General features: G+C 75.0%; 9 protein-coding genes. 5 read left to right on the plus strand and 4 right to left on the minus strand.

The window, feature by feature from the left end; translation table 11 throughout:
- Window positions 1–703 precede the first annotated feature (703 nt).
- From ACZ4W9_RS30175 to ACZ4W9_RS30185, 3 genes are all read left to right on the plus strand, one after another.
- Entirely contained in the window at window positions 704–3,664 is a 2,961-nt protein-coding gene (locus ACZ4W9_RS30175; RefSeq protein WP_467941095.1) for a type 2 lanthipeptide synthetase LanM family protein, read from the plus strand.
- A gap of 61 nt (window positions 3,665–3,725) precedes the next feature.
- Entirely contained in the window at window positions 3,726–3,929 is a 204-nt protein-coding gene (locus ACZ4W9_RS30180) for a hypothetical protein (RefSeq protein WP_467941096.1), read from the plus strand.
- A gap of 101 nt (window positions 3,930–4,030) precedes the next feature.
- Window positions 4,031–6,937, plus strand: coding sequence for a helix-turn-helix transcriptional regulator (locus ACZ4W9_RS30185; RefSeq protein WP_467941097.1), 2,907 nt, complete (start codon window positions 4,031–4,033; stop codon window positions 6,935–6,937).
- 42 nt (window positions 6,938–6,979) lie between these two features.
- Here the strand turns inward: ACZ4W9_RS30185 and sbnB are convergent, their stop codons facing one another.
- Genes sbnB through ACZ4W9_RS30200 form a run of 3 tightly spaced genes read right to left on the minus strand, consistent with a single transcriptional unit; the run spans window position 6,980 to window position 9,235 of the window.
- Window positions 6,980–7,999 (minus strand): 2,3-diaminopropionate biosynthesis protein SbnB, encoded by a 1,020-nt coding sequence (gene sbnB, locus ACZ4W9_RS30190; RefSeq protein WP_467941099.1) that lies wholly within the window; start codon window positions 7,997–7,999, stop codon window positions 6,980–6,982.
- Window positions 7,993–9,012, minus strand: coding sequence for a 2,3-diaminopropionate biosynthesis protein SbnA (sbnA, locus tag ACZ4W9_RS30195; RefSeq protein WP_467941100.1), 1,020 nt, complete (start codon window positions 9,010–9,012; stop codon window positions 7,993–7,995). Before sbnA ends, sbnB begins: the two co-directional genes overlap by 7 nt.
- The gene (locus tag ACZ4W9_RS30200; protein WP_467941101.1) at window positions 8,999–9,235 is read right to left on the minus strand and encodes an MbtH family protein; all 237 of its coding nucleotides are present in this window, start codon (window positions 9,233–9,235) and stop codon (window positions 8,999–9,001) included. Before ACZ4W9_RS30200 ends, sbnA begins: the two co-directional genes overlap by 14 nt.
- Before the next feature lie 194 nt (window positions 9,236–9,429).
- On the opposite strand from ACZ4W9_RS30200, the gene ACZ4W9_RS30205 reads away from it, so the two are divergent.
- On the plus strand, window positions 9,430–15,873 hold the full coding sequence (locus ACZ4W9_RS30205; protein ID WP_467941103.1) for an amino acid adenylation domain-containing protein: 6,444 nt from the start codon (window positions 9,430–9,432) through the stop codon (window positions 15,871–15,873).
- Window positions 15,874–16,331: 458 nt separating this feature from the next.
- On the opposite strand, the gene ACZ4W9_RS30210 is transcribed toward ACZ4W9_RS30205, so the two are convergent.
- A complete protein-coding gene (locus tag ACZ4W9_RS30210; RefSeq protein WP_467941104.1) occupies window positions 16,332–17,609 on the minus strand; it encodes an MFS transporter in 1,278 nt (425 codons plus the stop codon).
- A 183-nt stretch (window positions 17,610–17,792) separates the two neighbouring features.
- On the opposite strand from ACZ4W9_RS30210, the gene ACZ4W9_RS30215 reads away from it, so the two are divergent.
- The gene (locus ACZ4W9_RS30215; RefSeq protein ID WP_467941106.1) at window positions 17,793–25,166 is read left to right on the plus strand and encodes an amino acid adenylation domain-containing protein; all 7,374 of its coding nucleotides are present in this window, start codon (window positions 17,793–17,795) and stop codon (window positions 25,164–25,166) included.
- Window positions 25,167–25,294: the final 128 nt, after the last annotated feature.

Genomic DNA, 25,294 nt, shown 5'->3' on the forward strand with positions numbered 1-25,294 from the left:
CGCGATAGTGAACCGTTTTTATTCTGTCTCGCAAGGCGATTTCGCAGGTCAGGGCGAGAAGGTGATGAGATGGGGCTTCCGTGCACTCTCACATCGACCTGGAGAGGGAGCCGCATGCGCTCGGTGAACCGCACCTGCGCGTTCACCACGCTCACCCGCACTCCCTCGCTTCGTCGCACCCGGACCGCAAGCTGGACGGCCGCGGCCGTGCCCGCGTATCCCGCCCCCAGGATCACCACCCGGTGCGGGGACGCCATGCCGGTCTCCTGCTCTGCGCTCATCGTTGCATCCTCCTCGGCTCGCCTGCTGACGCCCACCAGATGGAAGCAGGCGGCCTGGAAGTGACATGGGCTGGATGTGATGCGCGGCACAGTCGAATCAGGGGCCGTCACAAGGCGGCCGAAGGGAACGAAGGAGACCGCAATGAAGCCCACACTTACCTGGTACGACACCGTTTCACCCCCCTCCTGCGCGGGGACCGGTCCACCTCCATGTCCTCAGCCCGCGCCGGAAGCCCGGTCACCCTGTCCGAGGCGGCCGGGGAGGCGGGGGAGAGGAGCTTGGCGGTGTGCCGGTCGTAGGGGCCCAGCTCCTGGCGAGCGTGACGCCTCCTCGGACGCCGGTGCACCAGCGGCGGCAGGGTAATTCCGGCAGGGTTCCGGCTCTTGCGCCAATACCACGCCGGCTGACAGGCTCACGGATCGTGACCGCCAACGACGCGCTCGAGGCAGCCGGGCCGACCGCCCCCTCGGGGCGGCTGCCGGCCCTGGCGTCGGCGAAGTCCCAGGAGCCGTGGGACCGCGACGCGGCCGAGTTCGTCGAGGCCGCTCTCGCCATCGCGCCCGCACAACCGCTCCCGCCGTCCGGGCCGCTGCCGGGCACGTCCGACTTCGCCGTCGTGCTCGCGCCGTTCGCCGAGCTGGCCGGGCGGCGGCTGCTCGCCGGACTCGGCCCGGACGTCGGCCGGTCGGCCGAGCTGGACGGCCTCACACGGGAGTTCACGGCGACCACGGCCGCCGTGCTGGGCGGTCTGGCGGCCCGCGCGCTGGTGCTGGAGCTCCAGGTGGCCCGGGTCGAGGGACGCCTGGCGGGCGCGACCGCGCAGGACAGGTTCCGCGACTTCGTCGCCGGCACCGGGACCAGGGACGGCCTGGTCCGGCTGTTCACCGAGTACCCCCTGCTGGCCCGGTTGCTCGGTCGCGGCTGTGTCAACGCCGTCGCGGCCATGGCCGAGCTGCTCACCCGGTACGCCGCGGACCGCGCCGAACTGGTCGCCCGGCTGCTGGCCGGACGCGACCCCGGCCCGCTGGTCGCGGTGGACCGGGCCGCCGGTGACACGCATCGGCGCGGGCGCCGGGTCGCCGTACTGCGCTTCGCCGACGGCAGCCGGGTGGTGTACAAGCCCCGCTCGCTCGCGGCCGACCGCCACTTCGGCGAACTGGTCGACTGGTACAACACCCGCGCGGGGACGCCCGGACTGCGCACACCGGCCCTGCTGACCCGTGCGGACCACGGCTGGTCGGAGCTGATCGAGGCGCGCCCCTGCTCCACGCAGGCCGAACTCGACCGGTTCTACCTGCGCCAGGGCGTGTTGCTCGCGCTCGCCCACGTGCTCGACCTCACCGACCTGCACCACGAGAACCTGGTCGCGTGCGCCGACCACCCGGTGCCGGTGGACCTGGAGACGCTCTTCCACCCGCCGCAGCCCGAGGACCCCACCGCCGACGACCCGGCGGGCCGCGCGCTGGACGCGTCCGTGCAGCGGACCGGCCTGCTGCCCCAGCTCGTGCTCGGGGACGAGGACGCGCTCGACCTCTCCGGCCTCGGCGGCGGCGCGGACCGCCGCTCGCCGGTGGAGACGGCCTGCTGGGAGGCCGCGGGCACCGACGCCATGCGACTGGTCCGCCGGCCCGGCACGGTCCGTGCCGGGGACAACCGCCCCCGGCTGGCCGGTGCCGAAGCCGAGCCCGCCGCCTATACCGAGGCGCTGGTGTCCGGCTTCCGCGCGGGCTACCGGATGCTCCTGGCACACCGGCGGGAGCTCGCCGGCCTGCTGCGCCGCTTCGCCGACGACGAGGTCCGGGTGGTGACCCGGGCCACCCAGGTCTACGTGACCGTCCTCGCCGAGGCCACCCACCCCGACGTGTTGCGCGAGCCGGGCGACCGGGAGGAGCTGTTGCGGTTGCTCGGCACGGAGGCGGTGGACGACCAGGGCTGGCCGGGACTGCTCGACCACGAGGTCGCCGAGCTGTGGGACGGCGACGTACCGGTGTTCACCGCCCGCCCCGGCCGCACCGACCTGTGGAGCGGGACCGGCACCCGTATCCCCGGCGCCCTGCGACGGCCCGGATTGGCCCGGGTGGTGGCGCGCCTCGCGGTCATGAACGAGGCCGACCTCGCGGGGCAGGAGCGGATCATCCGGACGGCGCTGGCTTGCCGGACGGCGGCGCCGGCGCATCCCGCCGCACCGCCCGGACCCCGGCCGGCCGGGCCGCGTACGCGAACCGCCGGGCCGCCGGCCCCCGGCCGACTGCTCGCCGCCGCCCGGGAAATCGGCGACCTGCTGGTCCAGCAGGCCCACCGGGACCGGGACCGGGCGAACTGGTTGGGCGTCGAACTGCTCGGCGAGCGGTACCGCAGGCTCGCACCGTGCGGCGCCGACCTGGGGCACGGCTACCCGGGCGTCGCCCTCTTCCTCGCCCAACTGGCCGCGCTCACCGGGGCGGACCGCTATGCCGGGACGGCACGCGCCGCGCTGCGTCCGCTGCCGCGGCTGCTGGACCGGCTCGCCGCGCTCCCGGACGCGGACCTCGGCGTGGTGGGCTCGGGCGGCTTCACCGGTCTCGGCGGCATCCTGTACGCGCTCACCCGGGTCTCGGCCGCGCTGGACGACGCCGGGCTGCGCGCCCTGGTCGAGCCGGCGGCGGCGCTGACCGTCCGGGCCGCCGCGGCCGAGCGGCCGACCGGCGTGCTCGACGGCACGGCGGGCGGCTTGGCCGCGCTGCTGGCCGCGCACCGGGCGTTCCCGTCGGCCGGGCTCCGGCGGGGTGCGGGTGTCTGTGCCGACCGGCTCGCCGCCGAGTCCGTCCCGGCGGTGCCGGGCTTCGCCACCGGTGCCGCCGGGGTCGGCTGGGCGCTGCTCGGCGTCGTCGGCCCGGGCGGCGAGCACCACCGCCGGGCGGGGCTGACCGCGCTGCGTTCGGCCGTGGCCGCGTCACCGGCTGCCGACGCCGACCTGTCCTGGTGCACCGGCGCGACGGGGGTGGCGCTGGCGGTCGCCGACCGGCCCGGGGCGCTGGCGGATCCGGCGCTGGCGGCGGCCGTCGCCGCGGCCGTCGGGCACCTCGCGGACAGCGGACCGGTGGCGGACGGCAGCCTCTGCCACGGCGAGTGGGGCCTGCTGGAGCTGCCGCACCGCACGGCGGCGGGCGCGGTGCTCCGGGCGCGGGCCGCCGGGCGGGTCCGGCACGGCCCGCACCCCGCGCTCGGCGGCGGCGTCGCGGAGCCCGGCCTCCTCACCGGCCTGTCCGGCCACGGTCTCGGCCTGCTGCGGCTGGGCTTCGCCGACCTGGTCCCGTCGGCGCTGCTGCTGCGGACGCCGGACCCCGCCCCGCCCCGCCCCGGCTCCGGGGCACAGTCGCGGACGACTCCGGGAGCCCTGTAGCCGGTTCCCGTGCCGCCTGACGAAGACCACCGAACACCTCCACTGTGAAAGGAACCCGTTGATGAACACCAACGATCCCGTGCGGCTCTGGAAGCAGCCCACCACCCGGCACGGCGCCGCCACCGACCACCCGGCGGGTGAGATCCGGCTGCGCAGCGGCGGCGGGCTCGGCCGCCGGTCCCAGATGCTCGGCGCGTCCTCGGCGTTCCGCGGGACCAGCCCGTGGACCACCGTCAGCATCGAATTACACGACGGGCGCCGCTGAGCGCCCGTCGGGCGGCAGCGGCGGGCTGCCACGGCGCAGCGTGATCGCCTTTCCCGGGAACTCTCTACTCAGCGCGAGGGCGGCACGGGTAATCTGCGCAGGTGCACACTACTGCCCCGACCACCATCGGTCGCGAGACCGAACTCGGGCTCTTCCGGCGTGTACTGACCGGCCTTCAGGACAGGGCGGGCCACACGGTCCTGTTGGTGGGGGAGGCGGGGATCGGCAAGTCCCGGCTGGCCGGGGAGTGCGCCGGCCTGGCCGAGTCGCTCGGCCTGCCGGTGCTGCGCGGGCGCGGCAGCCCGACCAGTGCCGGGATGCCGTACCGCCCGCTCATCGAGGCGCTGCACTCCCGCTTCCGGGTCACGGGCGTGCCCCAGGACTCGGAGCTGGAGCCCTACCGCCCGGCCCTGGCCCGGGTGATCCCGGAGTGGCGGCACACCGCCGTGCCCGGCTACCCCGAGAGCGCGGTGGAGCTGGCGGAGGCCGTGCTGCGGCTGCTGGCCGTGCTCGGCCGCGACCGCGGCTGCCTGCTCGTCCTGGAGGACCTGCACGAGGCCGACTCGGAGACCATCGCCGTGGTGGACTACCTGGTCGACAACCTGGCCGGGCTGCCCGTCCTGCTGGTGGCCACGCTGCGGCCCGAGCCGGGCGCGGCCCTGGAGTTGGCCCGGGGTGCCGAGCGGCGCCGGGTCGCCTCGGTGGCCACTCTGGAGCCGCTGCGCGCGACCCAGGTCGGTGCGCTCGCGGCCGGCTGCCTGGACCTGCGGGCCGAGCAGGTGCCGGCCGCCGTGGTGGAGCGGCTGAGCACGCTCAGCAACGGCAATCCGTACCTCGTCGAGGAACTGCTCGCCGAGATGGTCGGTTCCGGGGTGCTGCGCCGGGACGACGAGGGCTGGCACGTCACCGGCGACCTGGCGGCCGCGGTCCCGGTCAGCGTGGTCAGCGGCCTGCGGCAACGGCTGGCGCAGCTCGATCCGCAGGTGCGCGACCTGCTGCTGCTCGCCGCCACCCTGGGTACCGGATTCTCCATCGGCACGCTGGAGCTGATCACCGGGCACAGTGTGCGGCTGCTGCTCGACCAGTTGGCCGCCGCGGCCGCATCGGGCTTCGTCGTCCCCGATCCCGGCGCCGCCGACCAGTACGCCTTCCGGCACGCGCTCACCGCGGAGGCGCTGCTCGCCGGGCTGCCGCCGGCCGAGCGGGCGATGATCGCCCGCCGGGCGGCCGAGGCGGTCCTGGCCGCCGACCCGGCCGTCTCCGACGACCGCTGCCAGCTGGTGGCGCGGCTGCGGCAGCTGGGCGGGGACGAGGCGGGAGCGGCACTGCTGTACGCCGAAGCCGGCCGCCGAGCCCTCGCCGGGGGCGCGTCGGCCACCGCCGTGCGACTGCTGGAGCGGGCCCGAGGGCTGGCGGCGCCGGCCGACCGCACCGCCGTCACCGAGTCGCTGGTACACGCGACGGCCGAGACCGGGCAGCTGGACCGGGCACTCGCGCTGGCCGAGTCGCTGCCGGCCGCGGGGGCCGACGCGCTGGACATCGAGCGCCGGGTCGCCCTGCACACCAGGCTCGCCTGGGCCGCGGTGATCTCCGAACGCGCCGCCGACACCCTGGCACAGGTGGCCGCCGCCCGTGCGCAGCTCGGAGACCCGTCCGACCCGCGGCACACCGCCGCGCTGGCCGTGGTCGAGGCCCACCTGGCGCTGCTGCCCGGGCACAGCGCGGACACGGCCGAGACCGAGCGGCTGGCCCGCGAGGCGGCCGAGGTCGCCGAGCGCGAGAAGCTCCCCGTGGTGGCCTGCCAGGCATGGCAATTACTCGCCCTGCTGGCGCGCAGGCGCGGCTTTGACGGGGCGGACGCCTGTCTGGAGCGGATGCTCGCCGTCGCGGAGGAGCACAGCCTGCCGGTCTGGCGGGTGGAGGCGCTGCTGCGGCTCGGTGCCAACGCCTTCCTGCGCAGCGGTGAGGCGCGCCGGATCCGGGAGGCGCGGGACGCCGCGCGTGAACTGGGCGCCCTCGCCCTGGTCCAGCAAGCGGAGGGCCTGCTGGCGATGGACGCCGTGCAGCGCGCCGACTTCCCGGCCGCACAGGAGATCATCGACCGCTGCCTGGAGCCGAGCGCCCGGATGCGCAACGTCGGGGGCCACCGCTACCTGCTGCTGGTGGCCGCCACCCTCGCCGCCCACCAGGGACGGCGGCGGCAGATGGAGCGGGAACTGCTCCGGTTCGACCAGGCCGACGAATCCACCTCTTTCCTGATGCCGGTCCTGCTCGGCCTGTGCCGGGCGTTCTGCGCCCTGCTGGAGGAGAACCGCACCCAGGCGCTGGCCGAACTGGCCGCCGCGACCGCCTGGGAGGACCAGCACCCCAACATGTTCTACCTGAGCGGACGCTACGGCCTCGGCCCGCTGCTCGCCGTCGTCGGCGGCACCGCCGACCGCGCGCAGTACGCGGCGGCCCTGGCGGCGCCGGCCGCCGCGCTGGCCTGGAACCGGCAGTTCCTGGTGCTCGCCGACGCCGTCCTGCTGGGGCGGGAGGGCCGCGGCCGGGAGGCCGCGGGACTGGTGGACCGGGCGCGGCAGGAGTTCTCGGGATTCCCGACCGCCCGTCACCTCGGGCTGCGGCTGGTCGCCGAGGCGGCTCTCGCCGACGGCTGGGGCGAGCCCGTGGCCTGGCTGCGCACCGCCGAGGAGTACTTCCACCAGGCGGGCGTGCGCTCCGTCGCCGGCGCCTGCCGGTCGCTGATCCGGCGGGCGGGCGTGCCGGTCGCGCACCGGCGCACCGGACGGGAGCTGATCCCCGAGGGGCTGCGGTCGGTGGGGGTGACGCCCCGTGAGTTCGACGTCTTCGCGCTGCTCGTGGACCGGCCCGGGAACCAGGACGTGGCCCAGCGGCTGTCCCTCTCCCCCCGCACGGTGGAGAAGCACATCGCCAGCCTGCTCCACAAGACCGGCAGCGCGAACCGCGCGGAGCTGTGCCGGCTCGCCCGGACGCTGTGCGGGGACTGACCGTCCGTGTCACCGGGCCGGACCGGTGACACGGACGAGCCCTCAGCCACCGTGCCCCGAAGGGAGGAAGTCCGGGACGTCCGTGCCGAGACCCTGCTCCTGAGCCCGGTGGTGGACCAGGTCGGCGACGGCGAGGTCCAGCACGCCCAGGCCGAACGGCGAGAAGACCGTGAGGGCCTCGGGGTCCCGCTCGCGCCGAGCACCGGTGAGGAGGGCGCCGATCGAGTCGGCGATGAAGTCGCGGTGACCGGCCTGCTTCTCGGCCAGGTGCAGCGAGGTGGACTCGCGGCAGACGTGGTCGCCGTCGTCGACGATGTTGACGCTGGACAGGATGGTCTCCGGAGCGAGGTCGCGCAGGGACAGGTGCAGCAGCAGTGTCCCGGGCGGGCAGGGGGACGGGTCCAGGTGCGGGGTGGCGGCGGTGGTGGCGAGCGAGACCAGCCGGTGGGCCGCCAGGGCGTCCCCGATCCGCTCCGCGACGGTGGTCCGCAGCCCGGGCAGCCGGGCCGCGCAGCGCTCGGCGAAGGCCCGCGCGCGGGCCGGATCGAGGTCGAAGAGGGTGACCTCGGCCAGCTCGGGCAGCAGGGCCCGCAGGAAGGTGAGCACCTCGAAGTTGATCACGCCGCAGCCGATCAGTGCGACGCCGGTCTGCGGCTCCCGCGGGGCGAGCGTCGCGGCGGCGAGCGCCGCGCTCGCCGCGGTGCGCCGCGCTGAGATCACCGAGCCCTCCAGCAGCACCTCGGGGTGGCCGGTGCGCATCGAGTTGAGGACGATCGCCGCCGAGGCGCGCTCCAGCCCGGCGTCCAGGTTGCCGGGGAAGGAGGAGATCCACTTGACGCCGGCGACCGGTCCCCGCGCCCCGGAGTCACCGGCGTCTGGGAGGTAGGCCGGCAGGGCGATGATCCGGTTGCGCGCCTCCTCGGGGAACCGCAGGAAGAGCGAGTGCGGGAGCACGGTCCGGCCGGCCGCGTGCAGCCGGTACGCCCGGCTCACCGCCTCGACCACCTGCTGCTCGGCACCGTCCAGGACCTGACGGACCTGTCCGGCCGTCAGGATCAGCATGTCGCCGCCTCGGCCACTGGATCGTGTCCCTTCCACAGGTGGGCGACGTCGCCGAAGTGCGACGCGACCCAGTCGTCGTCATAGATCGTGTCGAGGTAGCGCTCGCCCCGGTCCGGGAGGATCACCGCGCAGGTCGCGCCCGCCGGGATCCGGTCGCCCAGGCGCCGGACCGCGGCGAGCACCGCGCCCGCCGAGCCACCGGCCAGGATCGCCTCGCGGTGCGCCAGCCGGCGGCAGTTGACCACGCAGTCGAGGTCGCTGATGTGCACCACCTCGTCCGCGAGGCCGTCCTGGTGGAGCGCGGGGCGGACGGCCGCGCCGTGGCCGGGGATCAACCGGGGCGCGGGCTCGCGCCCGAAGATGACGCTGCCCTCGGCGTCGACGGCCACGATGACCACCGGGAGCCGCCGTTCCCGCGCGTACTCGGCGCAGCCGCGCAGTGTCCCGCACGAACTCGTCGCGCAGAACAGGTAGTCCAGGCCGCCGGGCACGGCCTCGCAGATCTCCCGCATCGTCGCGTGGTGCGAGCGCGGGTTGAGCGGGTTCGCGTACTGGTCCGGGCAGTAGGCGTCCTCGGTGGTGGCGAGGATCTCGCGCACCCGGCGGATCCGCACCGGCAGGTACTCGCCGGTGACCGGGTCGGTCGTGGTGACCACCTCGACCTCGGCGCCCAGCGCCCGCATGATCGCGATGTTCTGGCGGTTGGCGCGCGGGTCCACCACGCAGACGAAGCGGACCCCGAAGTAGCGGCACGCCTGGGCGAGTCCGATGCCCAGGTTGCCCGAGCTGGATTCGACCACGACCGACCGGCCGGGGACCACCCGGCCCTCACCGATGGCCCCGCACAGCAGCTCCAGCGCGGAGCGGTCCTTGATCGAGCCGCCGGGGTTGTGCCCCTCCAGCTTGGCGAACAGACGGAAGCGGGCGGCCGGGGCGAACCTGGTGAGCTCGACCAGCGGCGTCCGGCCCACGGTCCGCAGCACGCCGCCGGGCACGGTGTCAGACGGTCGCACGGTCCCCGCCGGTGGCGGCGCTGTCCATCCGCTCGCGCAGGCTCAGCGGCCGCATGTCGGTCCACACGGTGCCGATGTGCGCCAGGCACTCCGCACGGCTGCCCCGCGTGCCCTCGGACCGCCAGCCGAGCGGCAGTTCGCGGTCGGCGAGCCAGATCGAGTACTGCTCCTCGTCGTTGAGCACGACCAGGTAGCTACGGGTGTCGGCGGCTTCCTCGGCCATCAGGCCCTCCTGCCCTCGGGGTTCGGCACTGCGACGGGGCGAGCCTGCCGGGCGCCGGCGAACCGGGCAAGAGACAAACCGGCAGCGGGAACGGCACCGCACCCTGCCGCCGCATCCCTGGTGCCGGGCCCGCGCCCGCCAGCAGGCTTCGCCGGGGCGCGGTGCGCGTCCGTGAGGACCCGTGGAGGTGGCCGATGGAGATGGACGACAGCCGTGGTGGCACGGACAGCGCGGCCGGGGCGCCCCGCAGCGCGTCGTTCGGGCAGCAGCGGCTCTGGTTCCTCGACATGTTGCGGCCGGGCACGGCCGACTACCTGCTCCCGCTGGCGCTGCGGATCCGGGGCGACCTGGACACCGGCGCGCTGCTCGGCGCGCTCACCGCCGTCGTCGAGCGGCACGAGGTGCTGCGCACCCGCTACCGGCAGGACGCCGACCGGCTGCTGCAGCTGATCTCCCCGAATGCCGAACTGCCCCTGCGGCACTGCGACGTCACCGGTCTTCCGGACGCCGACCGGGAGGCCCGGCTGGTCCGGCTGATCGAGGAGGAACTGCGGCTCCCGGTCGACCTGGCCCGGCAGCCCCCGCTGCGGGCCGTGCTGGCCCGGGTGGGTCCCACCGACCACCTGCTGATCGTCGTGGTCCACCACATCGCCTTCGACGGCATGTCCTGGCACCTCCTCGGGGCCGAGCTGGCGGCCGGCTACCGGGAGCGCACCGGCGGCGCTCCGGCCGCCCTCGCACCGCTCGCCCTGCAGTACGCCGACTATGCCGACCGGCAGGCCGAGCAGCTCACCGGCCGACGGCTGGCCGCCGGGCTGGACCACTGGCGCACCGCGCTGGCAGGTCTGACGCCGCTGGAGCTGCCCACCGACCGCCCCCGCCCGGCCGTCTGGGACGGCGCCGGCGACGCCGTCCGCTTCGAGCTGCCGGCCGAGCTGATGACACGGGTCGACCGGCTCGCCCGCAGCAGCCGGGCGACCCGGTTCATGGTGCTGCTCGCCACGTTCCAGGCGGTGCTCGCCCGGTTCAGCGGGCAGCGGGACATCGCGGTGGGCACGCCGGTGGCCGGCCGCGGCCTGCCCGATGCGGAGCGGCTGATCGGCCTGTTCGTCAACACCGTGGTGCTGCGCGGCGACCTCGGCGGCGAGCCGTCCTTCCGGACCCTGCTCGGCCGGGTCGCGGCGGACACGCTGGCCGCCCTCAGCCACGCCGGTACCCCGTTCGAACTGGTGGTGGACGAGCTGGCGCCGGAGCGTGACCTCGCCCGCAACCCGCTCTTCCAGGTGTCCTTCTCCCTGCGCACCGCGCCGCCGGAGCCGATCGCCCTGCCCGGCCTCGACTGCGAGCTGGTCCGCACACCGCTGGTCGGCTCGCCGTTCGACTTGGTGCTGGACACCGACGTACTGCCCGACGGGCGGCTCAACGCCCGGTTGCAGTACGCCACCGCGCTGTTCGACCGGACGACCGCGCAGCGCCTGGCCGACGCCTTCCGGGTGCTGCTCGACGCCGTGCTGGCCGACCCGGACCGCCCCCTGCACCGCATCGACCTGCTGTCCGCACAGGACCGGCTGGCCGTGGTGGAGAAGTGCAACGAAACCACCGTGCCGCTGCCCGACCGCTGCCTGCCCGAGTTGATCTCCGAGCAGGCCGCCCGCACCCCCGACGCGCCCGCCGTCGTCTTCGCCGGGCACACGCTGACCTATGCGCAGCTCGACGCCCGGGCCACCCGGCTGGCGCACCGTCTGCGCGCGGTCGGGGTGCGCGCCGAGACCCCGGTCGCGGTCTGCCTGCGCCGGGAGGCCGATCTGGTCACCGCCCTGCTCGGCGTGCTCCGGGCCGGTGGCACCTACGTGCCGGTCGACCCCGCGCACCCGGCGCAGCGCCGCGCCCACGTGCTCGCCGACAGCGGCGCCGCCGTGCTGATCGGCCAGTCCTGGATCCGCAGCGAACTGCCCGAGGGCACGGCCCGGCTCGTGCTGCTCGACGAGGAGCCGGACCTGACCGCGCCGGCACCGGACGACCGGCGGCCGGCCGCCGGACTGCCGCCGCTCGACCCCGCCGGGGCCGCCTACCTGATGTACACCTCGGGCTCGACCGGTCGCCCCAAAGGCGTGCTGATCAGTCACGAGGCCATCCGCAACCGGGTGCTGTGGACGGTGCGCGAGCACGGCCTCGGCCCGGCGGACCGGGTACTGCAGAAGACCACGATCGGCTTCGACGCCTCGGTCTGGGAATTCCTGGCACCGCTGGTCTGCGGCGCGACGGTGGTGGTCGCCGCCGACGGCGTACCGCGCGACCCGGCCGCGATGGTGCGGGCGGTGGCCGAGCACCGGATCACCGTCCTGCAACTCGTGCCGTCGGTGCTGCGGGCGCTGGTCCGGCAGCCCGGGCTGCGCGACTGCGGCACGCTGCGGCTGGTGTTCTGCGCCGGCGAGCCGCTGCCCGTGGACCTCTGCGACCGGCTGCTCGCCCTGCTGCCGGTCACCCTGGTCAACACCTACGGCCCCACCGAGTGCGCCATCGACGTGACCTCCTGGCGCTACGACGGCCGGGAGACCGGCGAGATCGTCGCCATCGGGCAGCCGATCGACAACACCCGGATCCTCGTGCTCGACCCGGACGGGGGCCTGGTCCCGCCCGGCGTCCACGGCGAGCTGTGCGTGGCCGGCACCGGTCTGGCGCGCGGTTACCTCGGCCGCGGCGACCTGACCGCCGAGCGCTTCGTCCCCAACCCGTACCCGGCTGTCCCGGGCGAGCGGCTCTACCGCACCGGGGACCGGGTCCGGCGTCGTGCCGACGGCACCCTGGAGTACCTCGGCCGGCTCGACCGGCAGGTCAAGCTGCGCGGCATCCGGATCGAGCCCAGCGAGATCGAGGCCGTGCTCTGCGAGCACCCCTCGGTCGCCGCGGCGGCCGTCGGCGTCTACGGCGACCAGCAACTGGTCGGCCACGTCGTGCCCGTCGAGGGCGTCGACCCCGACCCGGCCGCGCTGCGGGCCCACCTGGCGGCCCGGTTGCCGAACGCCATGGTGCCGGCCGTACTGCGGGTCCTCGCCGCCTTGCCGCTCACCGCCAGCGGCAAGGTGGACGTCGGGGCGCTGCCCGGACTGGCCGGGCTGGCCGCGACGGGGGAGTACCTCGCGCCGCGCGACCCTGCCGAGCGGACGGTCGCCGAGGTCTTCGCCGAGCTGCTGGGCCGGGAGCGGGTCGGCGCGCTCGACGACTTCTTCGCCCTCGGGGGCCACTCGCTGCTCGCCACCCGGCTGGTGTTCCGGCTGCGAGCGGCCTTCGGTGTCGAGGTCCCGGTCGCCGAGGTCTTCTCCCGCCGCACCGTCGCCGCCCTGGCCGAACTGGCCACTGCCCCGAATGCCCGGTCCGCCGACCCGGCCGGAGCGGTGCTGCCGGTGCCGCGCGGCGGCCCGCTGCCGCTCTCCTCCGCCCAGCGCCGGATGTGGTTCCTCGACCAGCTGGAGCCGGGCAGCTCCGAGTACCTGGTGCCGCTGGTGGTGCGCCTGCGCGGTCCGCTGCACACCGCCGCCCTGGCCGGCGCGCTGGACGACCTGGCGGCCCGGCACGAGGTGCTGCGCACCCGCTACCTCGCGCCGGGCGGTGAGCCGGTACAGGTGATCGACCCGGTGGCCGTCCTCGGTGCCGCGCCCGTGGACCTCTCCGGCCTGCCGGCGAAGGAGGCAGCCGCCCGGGCCGAGGAACTGGTGCGCACCGAGACCGCCCGCCCGTTCCGCCTCGACCGGGAACCACCGCTGCGCGCCCTGCTGGTCAAGGTCGGTGAGCAGGAGCACCTCCTGTCCCTGACGGCCCACCACATAGCGGTCGACGGCTGGTCCCTGGACCTGCTGACGCGCGACCTCGGGCTGCTGTACCGCGCCCGGCTCACCGGCGGCGGCCCGCCCCCCGCGCCACCGGTGCAGTACGCCGACTTCGCGGCCTGGCAGGACCGCTGGTCGCGGGGCGGGCTGCCGGAGGTACAACTCGCGCACTGGCGGGAGCGGCTCGACGGGCTCGTCCCGCTGGAGCTTCCCGCCGACCGGCCCCGCCCGGCCGTCCGCGACCCACGCGGCGACCTGTTCCCCCTCGCGGTCCCCGACGAGCTCGCCGAAGCCGTGGCGGACCTGGCACGCAGCCAGGCGGTCACCCCGTTCGTGGTGCTGCTCGCCGCCTTCGACGTCCTGCTCGCCCGCTACACCCGGCAGTCCGACGTCTGCGTCGGCACCCCGACCGCCGGCCGGACCCGGCCCGAGGTGGAGGAGGTGGTCGGCCTGTTCGTCAACACCGTCGTGCTGCGCTCCGACCTCGGTGGCGACCCGAGCTTCGCGTCGCTGCTGCGCCGGGTCCACGAGGACGTGATCGCCGCCTACAGCCACCAGGACCTGCCGTTCGAACGCCTGGTCGACGAACTGCAGCCGGGCCGGGACCTGTCGCGCAACCCGCTGTTCCAGGTGATGTTCGAACTCCAGCACGTCCGGAGCACCGCGCTGCGGCTGGACGGCCTGACCGCCGAGCGGGTCCCCTCGCCCTGGCGGACCGCGAAGTTCGACCTCACGCTCTCGCTCGGCCGCCGCGCCGACGGCGGTCTGCAAGGACTGTTCGAGTACGCCACGGCACTGTTCGACCGCACCACGGTCGAGCGGATGGCCGGGCACTACCTGACCCTGTTGCGGGCGGCCACCGCGCGGCCCGATACCCCGCTCAGCCGGCTGGCGATCCTCACCGGGGACGAGCGGGAACAACTGGTGCACGGCTGGAACCCGGCCGGCGCCGAACCGCCGGCGGCCTGTGTGCCGACCCTGTTCGAGCGGCGCGCCGCCGAGACCCCCGACGCGGTCGCCGTCTCCTTCGGACCGGTTTCGCTCGGCTACGCCGAGCTCAACGCCCGTGCCAACCAGCTGGCCCACCACCTGCGCGAGCTGGGTGTCGGGCCGGAACGTGCGGTCGCCGTCTGCATGGAGCGCGGGATCGAGGTCGTGGTGGCGCTGCTCGCGGTGCTCAAGGCGGGCGGCGTCTACGTGCCGATCGATCCCGAACACCCGGCCGAGCGGCTGGCGTTCATGCTGGGCGAACTGGACGCCGGAGCCGTGTTGAGCACCGGCCGGTTCGCCGCTCGGCTCCCCGCCGCCGCCCACGGGCCGCTGGTGCTGGTCGACACGGAGGCGGGACGGATCGCCGCCCGCCCCGACCAAGACCTCCCGCCACAGGCCGCGCCGGACCAGCTGGCGTACATGATCTACACCTCGGGCTCCACGGGACAGCCCAAGGGCGTGCTGATCCAGCACGACTCCTACGCCCACCACTGCCGGGTGATCGCCGACGCCTACGGCATCGAGCCGGGCGACCGGGTGGTGCTGCTCTCGGCGCTCACCTTCGACGTGGCGATGGACCAGATCGCCGCCACCCTGCTGGCCGGCGCGACCGTCGTCGTGGCCGATCCGCTGTTCTGGAGCCCCGCCGAGCTCCCCGGACGGGTCGCCGAGCACGGCATCACCGTCATGGAGATCACCCCCGCCTACTACCGCGAGGTGATCCAGCACGTCCAGCCGGGCGACGAACGGCTGAGCGGCCTGAAGCTGATGAACGTCGGGAGCGACGTGGTCACCGTGGACGACGCCCTGGCCTGGGCCGCCACCGGCCTGCCCGGCCGGTTCCTGTGCAACTACGGCCCCACCGAGGCGACCGTCACCTGCGTCCTGCACCCCGTGCCGGCGGCCCCGCCCGGCCGTGGCGAGGCCGCCCTGCCGATCGGCCGCCCGGTCCCGGGCACCCGGGCCTACGTGCTGGACGGCGCCGGCGACCCCGTACCGGTCGGGGTGCCCGGCGAACTCCACCTGGCCGGGATCCGATTGGCCCGCGGCTACCACCGTCGCCCCGGACTCACCGCGGAGAAGTTCGTCCCCGACCCCTTCGGCGACGTGCCGGGCGGCCGGCTCTACCGGACCGGCGACCTGGTGCGTCACCTCCCCGGCGGCACCATCGAATTCCTCGGCCGGATCGACCAGCAGGTCAAACTGCGCGGCTTCCGGATCGAACTGGGCGAGATCGAGGCGGTGCTGGCCCAGCACCCCGGGCTGCGCCAGGCCGCCGTCGTCGCCCGCGACGTCCGGCCGGGCGACCGCCGGCTGGTCGCCTACCTGGTGCCGCGCGGCGACGACGGCCCGGACGTCGCCGAGCTGCGCGAGTGGGCCGGCGAGCGGCTGCCCTCGTACATGGTCCCCTCACTCTGGACGACCCTGTCCGAGCTGCCGCTGACCCCCAGCAAGAAGGTGGACCGCAAGGCCCTCCCGGAGCCCGCCACCACGGGCCGGCTGCTGGAACGCCCCTACCGGGCACCGCGCAACCCGACCGAGGAGATCGTGGCCGAGGTGTGGGCGGAGATCCTCGGCATCGAGCGGATCGGCGTCGACGAGGACGTCTTCGTCCTCGGTGCCCACTCGCTGCTCGCCACGCGGGTGCTCGCCCGGCTGGTCGCCGTCTTCGACGTGGACCTGCCGCTGCGGTGCCTCTTCGAGGCCACCACGGTGGCCGCCCTGAGCCAGGTCCTGCTGGAGGCGCTGGAGGCGCAGATCGCCGAGCTGTCGGACGAGGAGGTCGCCGCCCTGCTGGCGGAGGAGGGCGAGGGCCGCTGAACCACGGGCACCTTCGCCCGCCACCCCCTCGGGGGCGGCGGGCGGACGCCTGCGCGTCGCCGTCTGTGCGCGCGGCCGGGCGGCCGACGGGATGGCCGGACCTGGCCACGCGGCTGCGGGCACCGACGTGCCGCGGGGAGCGTTCCGCCTGACCGGGTACGCCGCGTGACGGCCGGCTCCGGGCGGGCGTCCTGGCCGACGGGCGCGCCGAGCGCGGCTCCCCGACGCGCCGCCAGGTGGGGTCCCGGCCCGGGAGCCCTGCCAGGGTGCGGCCGCCGGGCGCGCCGTCGGGCGGCTGTTCCGGCCGGGTCGCTCCGGACGGCCTCCGGTGGGACCCGCCGCCCCGCGGGGGTTCCGGCCGGCCGAGTCGCGCCAGGCGGCTGTCGGCCGGAGACGGCGAGGGACGTCGCACGGCCGGGAGCCGTGCGACGCGCGGGGACGGTTTGCGCGGGCGGCTTTCAGGCGGTCGGCGTCGGCTCCTCGGCACCGGCCGTGGCGCCGGTCAACGCGGGAGCCGAGCGCACCGAAGGGCTGATCGTCGCGGCCGCTGCCAGCAGAACCATCCACGCGGCGAGCACCCGGACGGTGGCGTCCGCGCCCAGCCAGGCCAGCAACTGCCCCCCGACCAGGGAACCGAGCGGGACCGCGCCGAAGGCGACCAGCCCGACGGCACCGAGCACCCGGCCCCGGACGGCGTCGGGCGTGACGGCCAGCTGATAGGCCGAGACGACCACGTTCCACACCGGGCCGACGAAACACATCAACGCGTACACCACGCCGACCGGATAAGGGTCGCGCACCACCAGCAGCACCACAGTGAGCGCGGCCCAGGCCCAGTTCGCGCCGATCACCACGGTCCGCATCGACAGGCGGCGCTCCAGCGCGGGGGCGAGCAGGGAGCCCAGCACCCCGCCCACCGCCGCCACACCGAACATCACGCCGATCGCGGCGGACGAGCCGTGCCGCCCGCGGGCCATCACGATGACCGTCAGGAAGAGGGCCTGGAACAGCAGGTTGCTGCCGGCGATCAGGAAGGTGGTCGTCCGCAGGAACGGCTGGCGCCACAACCAGCGCACACCCTCGCCGAGTTCCCGGTGCAGCGCTGCCGTGCGCGGCCGCCGCTCGGCCTGGAGGTCGCGGCGGATCAGCAGCAGCCCGATCAGTGACCACAGGTAGCTGGCGGCGTCGAAGAGGAACGGCACCGCCCGGCCCAGGCCGAACAGCAGGCCGCCCAGCGGCTGGCCGAGCATCGCGGCACCGCGCGCCCGCGCCTCGTTGCGGGAGAGCGCGGCCGCGAGCTGCGAGGGGTGCACCACGTTGGGCACGGCGGCCGAGGCGGCGATGCGGAAGCACACCGTGAGCATGCCCTCGGCGAACCCGACCGCGAGCACGTGCGGCAGCGACAGCCGGTCCAGCAGCAGGGCCGCCGCCACGCTGCCGATGGCCAGGCCGCGCAGCACGTCGCAGGCGATCATCGTCCGCCGCCGGTTCCAACGGTCCACCAGCGCTCCGGCCGGCAGTTGGAACAGCAGTTGCGGCAGCAGGGCGATGAAGCCGGTGAGCCCGGCGTCCGCCGGGGAGCCGGTCAGCGCGAGGATCAGCAGCGGGTAGGCCACGCTGGTGGCGTTGGAGCCCAGCCCCGAGACAGCCGCGGCCTGCCACAGCAGGACGAAGTCTCGATTGCGCAGCAACGGCGTGACGTTCGGGGGTACTTCCTCGCGCACGGTGGGGGTCATGGCTCGATGCTGTGAGGCCCCCCGCCCCCGGCCCAGAGAAGGACCGGCAGTCACACGCGCAGTCCGCGGCCGGAAGTCCGCCGCGCTGCCCCTGCCGCGCGCCCACCCGCCGTCGGCAGGCTGCTGCCCGGCCGGCGGACCGTCGCCGGGCCGGACCCCGTCGCACGCACAGGAAGGCGAAGGATGAGCACGAGTCCGAGCTCCCGCACGGAGCTGCTGCAGCGGCGCCTGCGCGGCTTGACGAAGAAGCGGCAGGACGGGATCGCCCCCGTCCCCCGGGACGGCGCTCTCCCGCTGTCGTTCGCGCAGCACCGGATGTGGGTGCTCGACCAGCTCCAGCCGGGCGGCACCGAGTACCTGATGCCGCTGTTGCTGCGCCCGTCCGGCCCGGTCGACCCGGTGGCGCTGCGGCGGGCCCTGGACGAGCTGGTGGCCCGGCACGAGGTGCTGCGCACCCGCTACCCGGCGGTGGACGACGAACCGGTTCTGGTGATCGACGATCCGGGCCCGATCGCCCTGACCACCGTGGACCTGCGCGCGGACGGCCGGGAGGGCCGAACCGGCCAGGACCCCGGACCCGGCACGGACAGCGGGGCCGGCGCGGCCCTCGCACAGGCCGAGCGGCGGCTGGCCGAACTGGTGGCCGAGGACGGCCGGCGCCCCTTCGACCTGGCCGCCGAGCACCCGGTCCGGGCGCTGCTCGCCCGGCTCGGCGAGGACACCCACGCGCTCCTGCTGACCCTCCACCACATCGCCTCCGACGGCTGGTCCGAGGGCGTCCTGCTCCGCGAACTCGACGACCTGTACCAGGCGTTCACCGCCGGCCGGTCCGCCCCGCTGCGGCCGGCCGGCCCGCAGTACGCCGACTTCGCCGCCTGGCAGCGCGAGCACCTCTCCGGTGACCGCCTGGCGGCCCAGCTCGCCTACTGGCGCACCACCCTGGCCGACCTGACCCCGCTGGCGCTTCCCACCGACCGGTTGCGCGGCTCGGTCCGGGACGCCTCGGGCGCCACCGCGGCCTTCACCATCCCGGCCGGACTGGTGCAGCCCCTCGTCGAGTTGGGGCGGAACGAGGGCGCGACCCCGTTCATGGTGTTCCTGGCCGCCTTCCAGCTCCTGCTCGGCCGCACCTGCGGGCAGGACGACGTGGTGGTCGGCACCCCGGTGGCGGGCCGGGAGAGGCCCGAGACCCAGGACATGATCGGTCTGTTCGCCAACACGGTGGCCCTGCGCACCGACCTGTCCGGCGCCCCGGCCTTCCGTGAACTCCTCAGTCGGGTCCGCGAGACCGCGCTCGGCGCCTTCACCCACCAGGAGACCCCGTTCGAACGGCTGGTGGACGAGCTGGCGCCCGAGCGCGACCCCTCCCGCAACCCGATCTTCCAGGTGGTCTTCGAACTCGCCGCCCACACCCCGCCCGAGCCGGGCGCGCTGAGTACCGGGCAGCAGCCGGTGGACTGGCACACCGTCAAGTTCGATCTCGACCTGGCGCTCGGCAGCACCGCCGACGGCTCCCTCACCGGCCGGCTCGAGTACGCGACCGCCCTGTTCGACGAGGCCACGATCCACCGGATGATCGCGCACTACCTGCGGCTGCTGGCCGGCATCGCCGCCGACCCGGACAAGCCGGTCGGCCGGCTCGAACTGTTGCCGGACGCCGAGCGGGCGCTCCTCGCCTCCTGGAGCGGATCCGGCCGCAGCTACGCCGCCGAGCAGACCCTGCCCGAGGTCTTCGAGGAGTGGGCCGCCCGCACCCCCGACGCACCCGCCGCCGGCTGCGAGGGCGTCTGGATCGGCTACGGCGAGCTGAACGCCCGGGCCAACCGCCTGGCCCACCGGCTGCGCGCGCTCGGCGCGGGTCCCGAGACGGTGGTCGGCGTGCGGTTCGAGCGCGGGCTGGACCTGGTGGTGGCGCTGCTCGGCGTGCTCAAGTCCGGCGCCAGCTACCTCCCGCTGGACCCCGGCCAGCCTGCCGACCGGCTCGAGTACATCCTGGCCGACGCCGGGGTGACCGCCCTGGTCACCGACCGGCACACGGGCGAGGACGCCGTCACCACCCTGCTGCTCGACGAGGACGACGAGCGGGGGTGGCCCGACACCGACCCGGTCCCCCTCGCGAGCCCCGGCAACACCGCGTACGTCATCTATACCTCCGGCTCCACCGGAGCGCCCAAGGGCGTCCAGGTCACCCACGCCAACGTGCTGCGGCTGCTCGCCTCCTGCCGCGAGGACTTCGGCTTCGGCCCCGAGGATGTGTGGACGCTCTTCCACTCGTACGCCTTCGACTTCTCGGTCTGGGAGCTGTGGGGGGCGCTGCTGAACGGCGGGCGGGTCGTGGTGGTGCCGTTCGCCGTCTCCCGTTCGCCGCAGGACTTCCTCGACCTGCTGGTCACCGAGCGGGTCACCGTGCTCAACCAGACCCCCTCCGCGTTCCGCGGTCTGCAGGAGGCGGTGGCACTGGCCGGCCTGCGGCCCGGCGCCCTCGCGCTGCGCACCGTGGTCTTCGGCGGCGAGGCCCTGGACGTCTCCGAACTGGCGCCCTGGTTCGAGCGGTTCGGCGACCGGCGACCGTCCCTGGTCAACATGTACGGCATCACCGAGACCACCGTGCACGTCACCTGCCGACCGGTCCGCGCGGGCGAGGGGTCCGGCGCCCGGCGCAGCCCGATCGGCCGTCCGCTCGGCGATCTGCGGCTGTACCTGCTGGACGCCGACCTCAACCAGGTGCCGATCGGCACTCCCGGCCAGCTCCACGTCTCCGGGCCCGGCCTGGCGCGCGGGTACCTGGGCCGTCCGGGCCTGACCGCCGAGCGGTTCCTGCCCGATCCGTTCGCCACCGTGCCCGGGTCCCGGATGTACCGCACCGGGGACCTGGCGCGCTACGACGCCGACGGCGAACTGGAGTTCCTCGGCCGCGTCGACGAACAGGTGAAGATCCGCGGCCACCGCATCGAACCCGGCGAGATCGAGGCGGCCCTCGGCAGCCAGGCCGAGGTGGAGAGCAGCCTGGTGATCGCGCACCGCCGCCCGGGCGAGCGGGAGGCCCGGCTGGTCGCGTACGTCGCCCCGCGGGCCGGACACGTGGTCGAGGTCACGGAGCTGCGGGCCCGGCTCGGCCGCACACTGCCCGGCTACATGGTGCCCGCCGTCTTCGTCCCGCTGGACGCCTTCCCGCTGACGGCCAACGGCAAGATCGACCGCCGGGCGCTGCCCGACCCCGACGCCCACGGTGCCCGTGCGGCGGGGGAGTACGTCAACCCCCGCGGCCGGACCGAGCGGATCGTCGCCGAGACCTGGGCCGAGGTGCTCGGCCTGCCGAAGGTCGGCGCCCTCGACAACTTCTTCGAGCTGGGCGGCGACTCGATCCGCGCGATCAAGGTGGTCGGCGCGCTGCGCCGGCGCGGGATCGACGTGACGGTGCAGAACCTCCTCGTCCACCAGAGCGTCGAGAGCCTGGCCGGCTTCGCCGAGACGACCGCGCCCGGCGGGGCGGCGAGCGTCGAGGAGGAGCGGGTGGCACCGTTCGCCCTGTTGTCGCCCGTCGACCGCGCGGCCCTGCCGTCCGGCCTGGTGGACGCCTACCCGCTCGCCATGGTGCAGGCGGCGATGGTCTACCAGATGCTCGCCGACCGGGACGAGAGCCCCTACCACAACATCACGCTCTTCCCGTTCATCGACGACGCCCCGTTCTCGCTGCCCGCGTTGCGCGAGGCGGCCGCGCAGCTCACCCGGCGGCACGAGATCCTGCGCACCGGCTTCGACCTCACCGGTTACTCCGAGCCGCTGCAGCTCGTACACGCCGAGGCCGTCGTCCAGGTCGGCTACGACGACCTGCGCGGACTCGACGAGGAGCAGGTGCGGGCGGAGCTGGGACGGTTCACCGCCGAGACCCGCCGCAGTCCCTTCGACATCGGCACGGCGCCGATGCTGCGCTTCCACGTCCACCAGACCGCCGACGACCGCTGGACGTTCTCCTTCATCGAGTGCCACGCGATCCTCGACGGCTGGAGCCACCACTCGCTGATCGACGAGCTGATGACCGACTACCGGGCGGTCCGCGCCGGGCTGCCCCCGGCCGACCCGGCCGGGCACACCGTCCGCTTCGCCGATCACGTCGCGCTGGAGCGCCGCTCGCTCCTCTCCGCCGAGGACCGGGAGTTCTGGCGGGCGCAGGTCGCCGAGTTCGAACGGGTCGCCCTGCCGTCCGCGTGGGCCGCCGATCCGGGGGCCGGTGAGCCACCGTTCCAGATCACCGTGCCGTTCCGGGACCTGGAGGCGGGGCTGCGCCGGCTGGCCGCCACCGCCGGGGTGCCGCTCAAGAGCGTGCTGTTCGCCGCCCATCTGAAGGCGCTGTCCACGATCAGCGGCAGCCACCGCTTCCACAGCGGCCTGGTCTGCAACGGCCGCCTGGAGACCGAGGGTGGCGAGCTGGTCCGCGGCATGCACCTGAACACCCTGCCGCTCGGTGTCGAAACGACCGGCGCCACCTGGAGCGAACTGGCCCGGCAGGTCTTCACCGCCGAGGTGGAGGCGTGGCCGCACCGCCGGTTCCCGCTGCCGGAGATGCAGCGCGCCTGGGGCGAGGGCACCCCGCTCGTCGACGTCGCCTTCACCTACCTCGACTTCCATGTCCTGGACCGCCGGCAGATCGAGCCCGGCAAGGTGGTCGACGTCAGCCCCAACGAGTTCGCTCTGGACGTGTGGACCTTCCCCGGCGTGGTCTTCATCTCCGGCCGACCCGAGCGGATCAGCCGCGCCAACGGGCCCCGGCTTGCCGCGCTGTACCGGCGGATCCTGGAGGCGATGGCCGCCGACCCGCTGGGTGACGCCCGGGGCAGCCTGCTGGCAGCCGACGAGCACGCCCGGCTGGCGCGGTTCGCCGCCGGTCCCGCCACGGCCTACCCGGACGTCTGCCTGCACCAGCTGTTCGAGGCGCAGGCCGAGCGCACTCCGCGGGCCACGGCACTGCGCTGCGCCGACGGCGGCACCCTCGACTACGCCGAGCTCAACGCCCGCGCCAACCGCCTCGCCGGACGCCTCGGCGAGCTCGGGGTCGGCCGGGAGTCCCGGGTGGGCGTACTGCTGCGTCGCGGCCCGGAGCTGGTGGTCGCCCTGCTGGCGGTCCTCAAGGCGGGCGCCGGCTACCTGCCGCTGGATCCGGGCCACCCGGCGGCCCGGCTGACCTCCCTGGCCGCCGAGACCGGCGCCCGGGTGGTGGTCACCGAGACCGCCCTGGCCGGCCTGCTCGCCGGGAGCGCCGCCGAGCCGCTGCTGGTCGACCGCGACCCGGGCATCGCCCGCCAGGACCCGGGCAACCCGGGCCTCGACGTGACACCCGATTCGCTGGCCTACGTGATCTACACCTCGGGCTCGACCGGAACCCCGAAGGGCGTGATGATCGAGCACCGCAACCTGGTCAACTACGTGTGCTGGTGCCTGGACCGCTACCGGCCCCTGGGCGGCACCGGCGCTCCGCTGTACTCCTCAATGGCTTTCGACCTCCCGGTCACCTCGCTCTTCCCCGCGCTGCTGTCCGGCCAGCCGGTCACTCTCACCGAGGACGACGGGACGCCGGGGATCGACGCCCTGGTGGCGGAGCTGGAACGCGGCGGCTTCGGACTGCTGAAGCTGACCCCCTCCCACCTGGCGCTGCTGAACCAGGCGCTGTCGCCGCAGGGCCTGCGCCACGCGGCCGGGCGCCTGATCGCCGGCGGCGAGGAACTCACCCGGGAGATGGTCTCGCGCTGGGCCGAGCACGCCCCGGACACCGTGGTGGACAACGAGTACGGCCCGACCGAGACCACCGTCGGCTGCTCCCACCTCGAGGGCAGGCCTGGCGAACTGCCTCCCGGCGTCCTGCCGATCGGTCGGCCGTTCGCCAACACCACGATGCGGGTGCTGGACCGCGACCTGCAGGCGGTGCCGGCCGGCGTGGTCGGCGAACTGTACATCGGCGGGGCGCAGGTGGCCCGCGGGTACGTCGAGCGGCCGGGACTGACCGCCGAACGCTTCGTGCCGGACCCGTACGCCGCGCGCCCCGGCGAGCGGCTCTACCGGTCCGGCGACCTGGCCCGCTACCGGGAGGACGGGGTGCTGGAGTTCGCCGGCCGGGTGGACCACCAGGTGAAGATCCGCGGCTACCGGATCGAGCCGGGCGAGGTGGAGGCCGCACTGCGCCGCGAGGCCGACGTGCGCGAGGTCGCGGTGCACGTGGTCGGCACGCCCGGCGGCGAGAAGGAACTGGCCGCCTACCTGGTGCCGGGCGACGGCGGCACGCTCGATCCGGTGGCGCTGCGCGACCGGCTGGCCCGGGTGCTGCCGGCCCACCTGGTGCCGTCCAGGTACCTGGTACTCGACGAGCTGCCGATGACCGCCAGCGGCAAGATCGACCTGGCGCGGCTCCCCAAGGACTCCCAGCCGGTCTCCGCCCGCCCCTACCGCGCCCCGCGCACGGCCGTGGAGAACATCGTGGCCCGCGCCTGGGCCGAGGTGCTCAAGCGTGAGCGGGTGGGGATCGACGACAGCTTCGCCGAGCTGGGCGGCCACTCGCTGACGGTGATGCGGGTGATCACCAGGCTCCGGGCCGAGTACGGCTACAAACTCACCTTCCAGGACTTCTACCGCCACCGCACGGTGGCCGAACTGGCCGCCGTGGTCACCGACGCCCGGTCCGCCGGAGCGGCGGAGGGCGCACGCGACCTGGAGGGCGCACGGGCCAGGGCGGCGGACTCGGTCGTCTGGCTGCGCCGCGGCGGCGGCCGGCCGCCGCTGTTCTGCGTGCACCCCGGCAGCGCCCACTGGTTCGCCGAGCTGGCCGACCACCTGGACCCGGACCAGCCGGTGGCCGCCTTCGAGTGGCCGGGCCTGAGCCGTCCCTGCCCGGCTCCGGAGAGCGTCGAGCAGGTCGCCGAGCTGAACCTGGCCGAGCTGCGGCGGATCGTTCCCAGCGGTCCGTACCACCTGCTCGGCTGGTGCGGCGGCAGCCAGATCACCACCGAGATGGCCCGCCGCCTGCACGCGGCGGGCGAGGAGGTCACCTTCCTGCTGCTCGACCCCGCACTGGACACCTACGAGCGGGAGAACATGCACGAGTTCGTCCGGCGCTTCGAGCGCGCCGAGGCGGCGTTCGCCGAACTCGCCGACGCCGCACGGTCCGGCGCCGAGCGGAAGCGGGTGGCCGAGCTGCAACAGCGGGCGGGCGACCTGCTCAACGACCTCCTGGACGACGGCGAAGTGGCCCCGCCGGAGCCGGGGGACGACTTCTGGCCGGGGCGCCTGCGCGTCTGGCGGGAGCTGCTGCAGACCCGGCTGGCCTACCGCCACACACCGTACGAGGGCCATCTGCACCTGCTCGCGGGTGACGACGTCGCGGCGGGCGAGCACGAGGTCGCGGAAGGGGTCAGCTACGAGGACTTCACCGCGCGCTGGCGGCAGCTGGCCCCCGGCGGACTGACGGTCCACCGGGTGGGCGGCAATCACCTGGGCGTCCTCAAGAAACCCCACGTCGCCCAGGTCGCCGCGGTGGTGACCGGTCTGCTGGCCGGCGAGCGGCAGTGAGCACCCGGCGCAGGGGGGGGGGGGGGGCGCCCCCCCCCCCCCCCCCCCCCCCCCCCCCCCCCCCACCACCCCCCCCCCCCCCCCCCCCCCGCCCCCCCCCCCCCCCCTTCCCCTGTTCGTCCTTTTCC

The sequence above is a fragment of the Streptomyces sp. NPDC029296 genome, assembly GCF_055569255.1.

Coding starts and splice junctions, on each gene's coding strand:
- ACZ4W9_RS30180 (WP_467941096.1), top strand. CDS start 3,726: ATGAACACCAACGATCCCGTGCGGCTCTGGAAGCAGCCCACCACCCGG.
- sbnB (WP_467941099.1), bottom strand. CDS start 7,999: ATGCTGATCCTGACGGCCGGACAGGTCCGTCAGGTCCTGGACGGTGCC.
- ACZ4W9_RS30200 (WP_467941101.1), bottom strand. CDS start 9,235: ATGGCCGAGGAAGCCGCCGACACCCGTAGCTACCTGGTCGTGCTCAAC.
- ACZ4W9_RS30205 (WP_467941103.1), top strand. CDS start 9,430: ATGGAGATGGACGACAGCCGTGGTGGCACGGACAGCGCGGCCGGGGCG.
- ACZ4W9_RS30210 (WP_467941104.1), bottom strand. CDS start 17,609: ATGACCCCCACCGTGCGCGAGGAAGTACCCCCGAACGTCACGCCGTTG.
- ACZ4W9_RS30215 (WP_467941106.1), top strand. CDS start 17,793: ATGAGCACGAGTCCGAGCTCCCGCACGGAGCTGCTGCAGCGGCGCCTG.